Here is a 12,637-nt window from a genome sequence, read left to right on the forward strand (position 1 = left end):
ATGTCCCAGTTTACCGGATGAATTTTCCTGAAGCACTACGTATACTTCCTGTATAGGAGAGCTATTAGATTTTATTCTGTTATTAGCTCATCAGACTTCGCTATTTTTGGAGTCTTATCTACGTAGCGTCGGTTAGCATGAGCAGTACATACGGCACAATATTCAGAATTTCTACGTTCGGCGAGTCGCACGGGCCGGGCATTGGTGTGGTAATTGACGGATGTCCGGCGGGGCTTTCGTTTGATACGGAATTTATTCAGAATGAACTGGATCGGCGGAAACCCGGCCAGTCGCGCATTACAACCCAACGGCGCGAAGCTGATGAATTTGAAGTGCTTTCGGGCGTATTCGAAGGGGTAACGCAGGGAACACCGATTGCGCTACTGATACGTAACACCGACCAACGTAGCAAAGACTACGGCCACATTGCCCAGCAGTTCCGCCCTTCACATGCTGATTATACGTACCAAGCTAAATATGGCTCCCGCGATTATCGGGGTGGCGGCCGTTCGTCGGCGCGGGAAACAGCCGCCCGTGTAGCCGCTGGTGCCGTAGCTAAGCTGCTATTGGCTCAGCAGGGCGTTCAGATTCAGGCCTACGTATCGCAGGTTGGTACGCTTAAACTTGCCAAAACGTATCAGGAATTGGATCTGGCTCTCGCCGAAGAAAACGCCGTTCGTTGCCCCGATCCCGAAACCGCCGAACGTATGTTCCAATACATCGACGAAACCCGGAAACGGGGTGATTCCATCGGCGGTGTTGTCGATTGCGTAGTAACGGGCGCACCGGCTGGCTGGGGCGAACCCGTGTTCGATAAACTACACGCCGAACTGGGAAAAGCTATGCTGAGCATCAATGCCGTGAAAGGCTTTGAGTACGGCAGCGGATTTGCCGGAGCTGAACTCTATGGTTCGCAGCACAACGATGAATTTTATACCGATGCTGACGGTCGCGTTCGGACGAAAACCAATCAATCAGGCGGTATTCAGGGAGGTATCAGCAATGGAGAAGATATTTATTTCCGTACCGCTTTCAAACCTGTAGCGACCATCATGCAGGATCAGGATAGCGTAGATATTAACGGCCAACCAGTGACGGTTTCGGGCAAAGGCCGTCATGATCCCTGTGTAGTTCCGCGTGCCGTGCCGATTGTGGAAGCGATGGCAGCTCTCGTGCTGGCCGATATGTCTCTCCGTAACAAAGTGGCCCAGGCCGAAAAAAAGGAGGTCGGAATTCTGTAAATTTGTTAAGCAAGAGCTGTTTACTATGATTCTCACTATGGAAACGCCGATACGTTCATCCGCTCAACGAAAAAGCCGGTCGGCTCCGCAAACGGTAGCCGAGTTTGAGAAGTGGCTTACTCGTCGGAAAACGGACGCGAACTACGAATTCGTTCGGGGAAGAATCATCCGTAAACCGCCCATGAAGCAGGAAGAGTTATTTATTGCTCGATTTATGATGCGAGCTTTTGCAAAAACGCAGCTATATAAAAAAGGTGCTGAAATGCTATCGGAAGGCGATGCTTATATAGATACATTTCGAAAGCGAATTCCTGATTTAGCCGTTTTTACGGATGAGCAAATTCGAGAAGCAAAAAACGGTAAACGTTTCATGCCGCCATTGGCCATCGAAATCCTCTCGGATTCAGAATCGCAAAACGACGTACTGGAAAAAGTGCAGGATTATTTCGATGCGGGCGTGCAACTTGTTTGGTACGTAGTGCCTAAGCAGCAGAAAATTTATGCCTATTCTTCCCCGGATGATATTAAGGTTTTTAAAGGGCAGGATGTTTGTTCGGCGGCACCCGTTGTTCCTGATTTTTCATTTGTCATCGACGATTTATTCAACGCCTGAAATTGATTTTTACTCCCGAAATAAGTAGCCGTTTGTGGGTTCACAGGCGGCTTTTTTACGTCTTTTGGCTCCTCATGCTGGCGAACGTAGCATCGGCACAAACCCGATTTACGTATCGGCGGGGACTAATGGGGACGCAGTTTAACGTACTGTTTTACGCGCCGGATAGCCTGACCGCCCAACGTGCCTACGTAGCGGTTTCGGCCCGTATGGATACGCTTAATCAGGTGATGAGCGATTACCTGGATGGTTCCGAAATTAATAGACTGTCGGCGACGGCAGGACAAGGTAAATGGGTACCGGTCTCCGCTGATTTGTTTAACGTATTACAGAAAGCCAAAACCATTGCTCAACGCTCCAACGGTAACTTTGATCCAACGATCGGGCAGCTATCACTTTTATGGCGAAGGGCTGTCCGGCGAAAGGAGTTTCCGGATGCGATTGCCCGAAAAAAGGCACACCAGACGGTTGGGTATCGGTTTATGGAACTGGATAGTATTACACGTTCGGTACGTTTGCAACGACTCGGCATGCGGCTGGATGTAGGTGGCATCGGGCAGGGATTTGCTGTTGATGAAGCGCTACGTGTCTTTCATCAATTCGGTATACGATCGGCTCTGATTGATATTGGAGGGGATATTCTGGCGGGTGATTCGCCACCAAACAGCGCAGGCTGGCGCGTTCAGATTGGCTCCGGGAACGTAGCAGATACTGATACGTCTACCATCTTACTCAAAAATGCAGCCATCACCACGTCGGGTGATACGTATCGTTTTCTGGAAATCAACGGTCGGCGGTATTCGCACATTATGGATCCTAAATCTGGGCTTGGACTGCGGCATTTTGTTCGGGCTACGGTCTTGGCACCAGAAGGCTATCAGGCCGATGCACTTACAAAGGTGTTCAGTGTGGCTGGTTTACAACGTAGCAAAAAACTGCTGAAACGTTTCCCCGATGTGAAACTGCTGATTCAGGAAAAAAAACGGGGCCAACTGCACAAGTGGCAATCGGCCCCGTTTTGAAAAATAGATAATCTGTTACGTCGTGTCTCTACACGGCTATCGTCTTGCCCGGAACGGCGATCTGGTAGAAACCGTCTTTATCGGGAAGGCTTTTGGGTTGGGCATCCCAAGCTAGTGTTGCGGGGAAAAGGTCAATTTGCGAATTGAGGGCTTCTTCCCACTTCACCACTTTGCCCGAATACGTTGCCATACGTCCCATAATGGCGGTCATTGTGCTTTTAGCACCGTTTTCGGCATCGGCGAATTTGTACTCACCTTTGGCGATGGCGGCAAATAGTTCGTCGTGCTCAATCTGATACGGGTTACCGTCGGCTTTGGCATTGTAGCTAAAGATTGGCTGTCCATTGTATCCCATCAAAGCACTGGCTTTCTTTTCAATGCCTTCGATTTTGCCCTTCGTACCCAGAAACATCTCATCGACGCGGCTGTATGTACCTTCATAATGGCGGCACTGGCTGTTGATCGTCGTACCATCTGCATACGTAAAATCAACGATGTGGTGATCGAAAATTTCGCCGTCTTCCTTGCCGTTACGTACCTGACGGCCGCCCGTGCCCTGGCAGGAAACCGGATATCCTTTTTTCACCCAGTTGGCTATGTCGATGTTGTGAATATGCTGCTCGTTAATATGGTCGCCACAAAGCCAGTTGAAGTAATACCAGTTACGCATCTGGTAATCCATTTCGGTCTGGTTCGGTTTACGAGGCTTGTGCCACACGCCACCGCTCACCCAATAAACCTGTCCGCCAACGATATCACCCAGAGCACCATCGTGAATGCGCTTGATCATTTCGCGGTAGCTGGGTTGATAATGCCGCTGTAAACCAACCACTACGTTCAGTTTTTTCTTTTTCGCTTCTTCGGCAGCAGCCAGCACCCGGCGAACACCCGGCGCATCGGTGGCTACCGGTTTCTCCATGAAAATTTGCTTGCTCTGCTTAACGGCTTCCTCGAAATGGCTCGGACGAAAACCGGGAGGTGTTGCCAGAATCACTACGTCGGCCAGGGCCATTGCCTGTTTGTAGGCATCGAAACCAACGAATTTGTGGTCTTCCGGTACGTTCAGTTTCGACGATCCGTCCGGCGCTTTCAGGTTCTTCGCCGTCAGGAAGTTGTTGATGTTCTGATACGAATCATCCAAACGATCCCGGAAGGCATCGGCCATCGCCACAATCTGTACGTTCTGTTTCGTGCTCAGGGCTTGCTGAGCAGCACCAGTACCGCGTCCACCACAGCCAATCAGGGCTACTTTAATCGTATCGTTTGCCGAGAAATGATACCCCGGAGAAGCTTTCGTCTGGAAGGGCAGACTGCTCAGAAGCGCACTGCCCGTTAGCAGGCCGGAAGTTTTCAGAAAGTCCCGCCGGTCCTGATTTGATTCGTTGGTCATATCGGTTACAAAATTTGGTTGAGAGAATTGCCTGATAAAAAGCGAATAAGGTTTCGAATTTACTAGTCTGGGTAGTGTAGTTATAAAGTTGTAGGATTATAAAATTATAGGGTAGTATAGTTAGTTACAGCGTAGATAGGATTTTAGCGTTACCCAACTTCACAACTTTATAGTATACATCTTTACAGTTACACATTCTCGTAGAAAATACCTTTTAATAAATGCTCGCTTGAGATTTAGCCCTTTTTGCTATTTATGTGTTTTAGTTAATTAGACGTAACTTGTTGATTTTAAACGCCTTATTTTATGAACCGTTATATAGAAAATAGTAACATTTGCGTATGCTCAAACCGCTACTTGGCCTTATTGTACTCGTATCTATCCCAATCAAAGGGCAATTATTTGCCCAGCGGAGTGAACCCGTTATTGCTACATGTGACGTAGTTGAATTAATGCCGGCCGCACGGCAAGAACTTGAAAAACAGTCAATTTTTGCATTGCGGACTAAACAGGCTACCCATGGCACATTCAACAGCATAACCTATGTACCTATCCGGCCGCATATTCTGCGCCGGAGCGATGGAACAGGGGGCGCAACCATCGCAACGATCAACCAGGTCATTGCGATTACCAACCGGTATTATTTGTTCAACGGATACGGTATTCAATTTTATTTTGCGGGCAACACACCCGATTACATCGATAATACAGACCAGTATAACAGTTTTACGGACGAACGAATCGTTACGCAGGGGCACGACGTATCCAATGCACTGAATCAATACTACGTCAATAGTTTTGAGTCTGGTGCGGGAGGATACGCTTACTATCCGGCCAATAACGTTCAGTCGACACGCTCGTTTATACTGAATGAGTCGTGGAATGTGGATGATATGGCTTATCGGTTGGTGCCGCACGAACTAGGCCATAACTTCAACCTGATCCATACGTTTGGGAGTTCGAACGGCACATCAGTTACTGACGAAAAAGTGACGAGAGGGCAGGGGGCTAACTGTGCAACCGCTGGTGATCTGCTATGCGATACCCCCGCCGATCCGAACAATACAGCCGGCGCCAAACTTACGTACGACGCGAATGGATGCCCGCGGTATGACCCAGCCAGTACAGCGCGTGACGCCAATAATGACCCCTATTCGCCATCGATTTCAAATCTGATGTCATATTACTATGGCTGTACCCATGATTTCACCCCCGGCCAGTACGACCGAATGCAAACCGCTCTGGCGCTACGTCAGAGCCACACGGCCTATTCGCTGACGTATCCGCCAGCCAACGCTGCGGCTCCGAGTAATCTGGTCGCTACGTTGGTAAACGGCGTCGTAACGCTGACCTGGCAAGACAACGCTACCAACGAAATGGGGTATTTTATCGAACGCTCTACGTCGCCAACGAGTGGCTTTTTACCGATTGGCGGAGTGGCCGCTAACACCACTACGTTTGCCGATACGAAAACGAGCAACGTTGTTACGTACTATTATCGGGTTAAGCCATCCAACAATACCACAACTGGTTTCAGCACCGTTGTCAGCTTCACAACGCCCACCTGCCGACCAAGTTTTTCAGCCGGTTGTTCGTCGGGTGATGGACTGGCCGCTTTTAAATTTAATAACATCAGCCTGAGTCAGAATTCTGGTTGTGCTTCCGGAAGTTATAGATCGTTTACAACGGTTGCCACGGTAATGCCCGGTCAGACGTATCCGTTTTCTGGAACACTCATATCGTCAACCTATAAAGAAGGCGTTACCATTTGGGTCGACATCAATCAGAACGGTAAGTTTGATTCGAATGAAGAAAAAGTATTTCAGACGCTAGTAGCGGCACAGAGCAATCAGTTTGCTGGATCGCTCACCCTACCCGCGAGCTTGACGAGCGGTACGATTCCCCTTCGCATTATCGTCAATTATAACGCCATTCCTGCTGATCCGTGCGGTGCCTATAACTGGGGCGAAGCGGAAGATTATCAGCTTAAGATAGACGCCCCGGCCGTAGCCGATCTGAGTGTATCGTTGCAGGCAGACAGACGTATTGCTTTTGATAATCAGCCGGTTAGTTACTCGTTAATTATACGTAACAATGGTCCGGATAACGCAACTGGTATTCAGTGGGAAAATCAATTGCCACCCGGAATGACGTTTGTGAGCGGTTCTTCGAACGTAGCAGCTTCGGCCAATTCGCTACGTGCCATCAATAGTCTTTCGGTAGCGGCCGGGCAAAGTATTACGATGACGTATCAGGTTCAGGCTACACGCACCGGTACGTATCGAAACTCGGTCCAGATTTTAAGTAGCGACCAGACTGACCCCGACAGTCAGCCCGGTTCGGGAACGGAGGATGGTCAGGACGATACGGCTACGCTTGATTTCCGAACGGCTACTCTCTCCGATACGTTGTATGTTTCGCCTAATCCTAACCCGGCACCCCGGCCAGCAACGGTTTCAAATCAGCCTGTCTCTGATCCAACCCAGGCTGATTTATCGTTAACAATGGCCGTCAATCAACGTATCGTCGCTATTAATCAGCCTGTTACGTTTACCATTAATGTTTCTAATCAGGGAGGTATGAGCGCCGGTAGGGTAGTAGTTCGTGATACGTTGTTTAACTTGATTCCGATGACCAATCTTCCCGATATAAGTATTGTCGGGAGTGGCCCAAACTATACCATCGTTGAGGCAGAAATCGGTGCCCTGCCTGCCAATTCGAAAGTGGATATTGTATTCAGAGCGACCGTTAAAACGGAGGGTTATATTCGAAATGCGGCTCAGATATGGTCCTCGGTAACCCCTGATCCTGATTCCCGCCCCGGAGCTATGACTTCCGCTGCCAATAATCTGAACGGGGAAGATGACGTGTTCTTTGTTGATTTACAGGCAGTTCCCTGATGTCGCTACGTAGATAAAAAAGGCCACCGCTTTCGGAAGGCCGATGAAATCAGAAACGCGACTGTTCCTATGCCGATGACAATTAGTCCTGATGTCATAAACGTAATGCCGGTAGAGAAGAAAATAAACAGCCAGACACTGATTGCCAGCAACACCGGTAACGGGTAGAGCGGCATTCGGAACGGGAACGTAGCACTGGCTCGACGGTTGTGAAGAATGAGCAATCCAATGGCCTGCCCAACAAACTGGATGACGATACGCATGGCTAGAATGGCCGTTATTACGTCGCCCAACCGAAACAGCAGGCTAAAAACGAAGCCTAGTCCGCCCAGAAATAGCAGCGATACGTATGGAAACTGTCGGGTGGGGTGTAAACGGGCGAAAATTGGGAAGAACTGACCATCGGCCGCAGCCGCATACGGAACCCGTGAATAACCAAGCAATACGGCAAATAATGATGAAAAAGCCACCAGCAAAACCAGTACCGTAGCCAATCGGGCTGCTCCGGGGCCATACAGCGTTTCAACGAACGTACTGACAATGAAATCGCTGTTTTGCGCAATTTGCCAGGGCACTACGCTCACTACGCTGATATTCATGAGCAGATACAAGCCCGCAATACCAACGATGGAAATAAACATACTCGCCGGAATGTTGCGGGCCGGCTGCTTGATTTCACTACCCAAATGGCAGACGTTGTAATACCCTAAATAACAGTAAATTGTCTTAACGGAAGCCTGTCCTAACCCCGCAGCCAGTAAACCGCCACTCACAGAACCCATGCCCTCCAGCGTAGTGGCAAGCGGAATGCGGGCGTTACTCAGTCCGCCCACAATAATCCACCCCAGCGTGAGCAGTACGGCTCCCCACATGATCAGCCCGATTTTGCCGATCGAGTCGATTTTTCGATAAAGCAAAGCGATGATTACCAACACAATGCCGCCCGATACGGCTTTTCGTTGCCATTCTTCTAGCGGCATAAGGTACGATGCGTATTGGGCAAATCCGATAGCGCCGGATGCCACAACCAATGGAGCCTGAATAAGTGTTTGCCAGACGTAGAGAAAGGAAAACAGGCGACCCCAACGCTGCTCGCCGTAGGAGATTTTCAGGAAATTATAACTGCCTCCAGCCTGCGGAAAAGCCGCGCCTAATTCCGCCCAGATAAACGAGTCGATTAACGAAACGACTGCTCCCAGCACCCAGGCCCATAGAAAGTGTGGCCCGCCCAGTGTTTTGATAACCAGCGGCAACACCACAAAGGGTCCAATTCCCACCATATCGATCATGTTCAGCGCCGTACCCTGCAACAAGGTCAGCCGACGCGGTAGGGCCTGTTCAGAAGGTGATGGATTTTGATCGGGATCGGAAGGCGGAGGTGTAGAATTAATCAATAGCGTAAGAAAGCAAGACGGATGAAAACGATTAATCAGACTATCGGGCAACGGACAGAAGTGACCTAAAAGTTCGGTTTTCTATACGGGACGGCCACAAAAAAAACTCGCTGCCGATACGTATCGGCAGCGAGGGTTACGAATTTGTTCGAGTTAACTCAAACGGTCTCTTGAGGATTCAGTAGCCGCTTAATTCATCAGCTGATCAAAATTCAGGCTGATGTAATACATCGACCCGACAAGTGGATTACCCCATGCCTGACGATAGAGTGTTCCGGTCAGGTTGGTACCGCCAATTTTCAGGATAGATTTAATACCCGTAAGTTTTTTGCTGATCTGAGCGTCCAGTGTACTATAGGCCGGTACGATGGTTTGTCTACGGCCCGTCGCTTCGGTGTTAGCAAAACTACCCTCCCAGAGGAAAGCATCCTGCGCCCGGTATACGATATTAAAGCCAAAGCCCGACCCGCCTACGTTGCGATTTCCAAAGGAGAGATTATACCGGTACTTGGGCGTATTGAAGAACGTAACAAAACCCGTTGGAAGCTCACCTTCATCGACCAGATAATTCGATGATACGTTACCACCGATTGTATAATTAGCAGGTAGCAAATAGTCTAAACCGATCGCCCAGCCTGCATTTTTTACCTGCGTTGGCGAGTTTACAGGATATGAATACACGCTACGGGTGGCACCGTTTATCAACTGAAGTGCCGTTTGCGGGTTAGCAGCGCTAATTGGCGTTGTTGGCTGTACCACTACCTGGCTACCCAGGAAATTCAGGAAACGGTTGTAGTAGTAATAAGCGTCGATAAATAATTTATTGCCCAGTAAACCTTTATAACCCACTTCGTATGTTTCTACACGCTCAGGGTCGTAACCGGGATCAACCGTGGGTTTTAGCAGCGCAAGGGCTTGCGGTAAAGCGGCCGCTCCACCCTGCTGCAACGTAGCGCCAAACGCCTGTACCGATTGAAGGGTATACGTCGGATTGTTGGCGAAGTTATACCGTTGCTTCAGGAAAGGCAATCCGCCAATCAAGCGTGCCGATGGCGTATTCAAATCAATGTACTGATCCTGATTGGTCGGGATGCGGAAACCGCGCTGGAACGACGCCCGGAAATTATGCACTTTCGACACTGTTAAAACGGCCGATAAGCGGGGGCTAACCTGCGCTTTGAAGTTCTGATTTTTGTCGTAACGTAACGAACCCGTCAGTTTCAATACGTCGGCGATGGTTTTGGAGGCCTGCGCGTAAGCACCGTATTCGTCGATGTTGAATTCTTTACCGCTCTCGTCGCGGGCAAACAACGTACCTTCCGAGTTCAACGCATACCGCCGGAAATTTGCACCAACAATCAGTTCAACGATTTTGGGGCTGATTGCCTTGCTGAAATTGTACATAAACTCACCGTGATAGAGGTTCGTTTTGTCCAGGAACTTAGCACCCACGCCACTTGCATTTCCCGGAATTGGACGGCCTGTTACGTTGTTCAGAGCCCGATCAAATTCGGGAGTGCCGGGCAGATAGCGACCTTGGTCAGCCGCACCTCTGGCCTGATTCAATAAAGCCGCCTGCTGACTGGCAATGTAGCTATTGGCAGCGGCCAAGGCAGCCGCCGGTGCCTGTCCAGTTCCTAATGCCGTCAGATACGCTCCAGCATAGCTTGTCAGCGCATTTTGGCCGTATGTCCCGAAAAACGTTGGAAACCACTTTGCTACGCTGCCGCTCCATTCTTCGTTAATGCCCTGTCCTAAAATCGACGTAGCATAGGCATCGCCTGAACGTTCCTGCGTTGTGTAAGCCCGAACGAAGAAATTAGACCCACGTAATTCGAGTTTGTATTGACCCAGCATAAACCCTTTGATATAATACCGGTCGGCACCCGTGTATACGGTTGTTCCGGTTCCCCAGTTGGCCTGAAGAATGGCTTCTACGTTCTCATTGATCCGATAATGCAGCGCACCATTTAGTTTCAGGTTTGTGGCGTCGTAATTCACCAGATCACGTTCCAGATAGCCTGTCCGTGAGATGTTCAGATTGGGAACAACGTTGTTGAAAATCTGGAGGGGAGTAAGACCCGTAATCTGCGGTAGTGTGCGGTTACCTGCCTGCGCAATCTGCGTTGTAGCGATCGCTCCCAGCAAAGCCGACGTACCGTTAGCACCGGTTCCGGGAGTGCCATTGCCTAAAAGTGATGAGTAAATATTGGCGCTGGCATCGCCGTAGATATTGACGCCATCGTACCCCTGATTATTCTCGCGGGTACCGTTGTCCAGCGTAAAGCCATTCGAAAAGCTCTGATCGCGGTAGTCCGTGGCCTGCCAGTCTTTCGAAGCTATGTACGAAACCCCTACTTTGAACGCAAATTTGTTGTTGAACGCTTTAGCGTACCGGAAAGCAGCGTCATAAAAAGGCGTGGTTGCCGTAGAGCGATTGCTGGCGTTCATGACACCCGTTTTCACATAGGCACTTAAGCCTTGATACAGAAACGGACTCTTCGAGTTCATCAGCAATAAACCATTGATGGCATTAGGGCCATACAGAGCCGATGCCGCGCCCGGCAGCAATTCAACACTTTCAAGGTCCAGTTCCGAAACACCGGCAATATTTCCGACCGAAAAGTTCAGACCCGGCGCCTGGTTATCCATGCCATCGAGCATCTGAACAACCCGCGTATTCCCGTTCGAGCCAAATCCGCGGATGTTAACCGATTTGAACGTCTGGCTCTGCGTATTCATGTCAACGCCTTTGATATTCTGGAGCGCATCATAAAACGAAGCCGAAGGTGTGTTCTGAAACGAGCGAATATCCAACCGTTCGACTGATACCGGCGACTTCAACACGCTCTCTTCCACGCGCGACGCCGATACTACAACTTCCTGTCCCTGAATTACCTGCTCTTTCAGGCTAATATTCAGGTCGGTTTGGTTGCCGTTGATCGCAATTTCCTGCGTTTGAAAGCCAACACCCGTTACAGCAATGGTAAATGGCGCTGCCGTATTGGTGGTGAGCGAAAAATTCCCTTTCTGATCAGTGATAGTGCCGATTACTTTGCCTTTAACGGCGATGCTGATACCAGCCAGCTCATTTTTCTTCTCGTCGACGACTTTTCCGGCGATACGTGTCTGCGCAAGGGCAGAGAGGCTCATTAAGCAACAAAAGCTCCAGAAAAGTAATGATTTAGTAATCGTTTTTTGCATATGCGGTTATAAGTTAGTGTACAGGACAGCCCAAATTTAACTTTGGAGATAAACATACAGTAAGTCTGCGTTTCGTACAAAAATTTCTTGCAATTGTTTTGATAGCTACAAAGTCGTATAGTAATAAGGTTGCACAGTTTTACAGCGTGAGCAGCCAACTATATAACCTTATAACTCTACAACTTTGTAACTATTTTCTGTCTTCCAAAGCAATTCGAATCAGATCGGCTGTGTTTTTAACACCGGCTTTACGGATAATACTCGCTCGTTGATTCGCCACCGTATTGGGACTAATACCGAAGCGCTCGGCGATTTCTATACTGCTCAATCCATCAATCAGACAGGACAGAATCTGAGCTTCACGAGACGTTATTTTTTGCCAGACAGATGGCCTTTTGGGTTGTGTAGGGAGATCTGATTTAGGGATTGTACTGCTTACCTGCATCAGATTGCGAATGATAACCGACGATGCATTGGGCGGGTAATACAAATCGCCGTTGACGATGGTACGTACTGCCAGCAAAATCTCTTCCTGATTGGTGTCTTTCAAAATATAACCAGCCGCGCCATGCTGAACAGATTTCAGAATATAATCCGGATTGTTGTGCATACTGAACATCAGCGTCCGGACGCGCGGATACTGCTGCGACACAACTTTCAGTGCTTCGATGCCCGACATGCGCGGCATTGTAATATCGAGCAGCAATACGTCTGGTTCCGTTTGCGACAGCATTTCAATGGCTTCGTCGCCATCGGCCGCTTCTCCGATGATCTGCATGTCGGACTCGTCTTCGAGCAAGGTTCGAATCCCTTTCCTAACGACAGAATGGTCATCGGCCACCAAAATACGTATCGACATAGCTTTCCTGTTTT

Annotated in this window: 8 protein-coding genes; 4 read left to right on the top strand and 4 right to left on the bottom strand. The window is 49.2% G+C overall.

The genetic code is table 11. From position 1 onward, the window contains the following. Positions 1-137: 137 nt before the first annotated feature. The 3 genes from aroC to ACYVF1_RS22260 all read left to right on the top strand — a co-directional run bounded on the left by aroC (position 138) and on the right by ACYVF1_RS22260 (position 2,876). Complete coding sequence (aroC, locus tag ACYVF1_RS22250; RefSeq protein WP_461082987.1) at positions 138-1,241, top strand: chorismate synthase; 1,104 nt, start codon at positions 138-140, stop codon at positions 1,239-1,241. 25 nt (positions 1,242-1,266) lie between these two features. Next, a complete protein-coding gene (locus ACYVF1_RS22255; protein ID WP_461082989.1) occupies positions 1,267-1,854 on the top strand; it encodes a Uma2 family endonuclease in 588 nt (195 codons plus the stop codon). Positions 1,855-1,928: 74 nt separating this feature from the next. Beyond that, complete coding sequence (locus tag ACYVF1_RS22260) at positions 1,929-2,876, top strand: FAD:protein FMN transferase (protein WP_461082991.1); 948 nt, start codon at positions 1,929-1,931, stop codon at positions 2,874-2,876. 28 nt (positions 2,877-2,904) lie between these two features. Here ACYVF1_RS22260 and ACYVF1_RS22265 read toward each other — a convergent pair whose 3' ends face one another. Continuing rightward, positions 2,905-4,266 carry a Gfo/Idh/MocA family protein gene (locus ACYVF1_RS22265; RefSeq protein WP_461082993.1) on the bottom strand — a complete coding sequence of 454 codons (1,362 nt, stop codon included), beginning with the start codon at positions 4,264-4,266 and terminating at the stop codon, positions 2,905-2,907. Between the two features lie 341 nt (positions 4,267-4,607). On the opposite strand from ACYVF1_RS22265, the gene ACYVF1_RS22270 reads away from it, so the two are divergent. Next, positions 4,608-7,166 carry a GEVED domain-containing protein gene (locus ACYVF1_RS22270; RefSeq protein WP_461082995.1) on the top strand — a complete coding sequence of 853 codons (2,559 nt, stop codon included), beginning with the start codon at positions 4,608-4,610 and terminating at the stop codon, positions 7,164-7,166. Positions 7,167-7,171: 5 nt separating this feature from the next. On the opposite strand, the gene ACYVF1_RS22275 is transcribed toward ACYVF1_RS22270, so the two are convergent. The 3 genes from ACYVF1_RS22275 to ACYVF1_RS22285 form a co-directional block, all read right to left on the bottom strand. Beyond that, positions 7,172-8,560 (bottom strand): APC family permease, encoded by a 1,389-nt coding sequence (locus tag ACYVF1_RS22275; RefSeq protein WP_461082997.1) that lies wholly within the window; start codon positions 8,558-8,560, stop codon positions 7,172-7,174. 189 nt (positions 8,561-8,749) lie between these two features. Further along, positions 8,750-11,713, bottom strand: a complete 2,964-nt coding sequence (locus ACYVF1_RS22280; protein ID WP_461082999.1) for a TonB-dependent receptor — start codon at positions 11,711-11,713, stop codon at positions 8,750-8,752. A 241-nt stretch (positions 11,714-11,954) separates the two neighbouring features. Beyond that, on the bottom strand, positions 11,955-12,623 hold the full coding sequence (locus ACYVF1_RS22285) for a response regulator transcription factor (RefSeq protein WP_461083001.1): 669 nt from the start codon (positions 12,621-12,623) through the stop codon (positions 11,955-11,957). Between the last annotated feature and the right edge of the window lie 14 nt (positions 12,624-12,637).

This window comes from Spirosoma flavus (genome assembly GCF_054778555.1).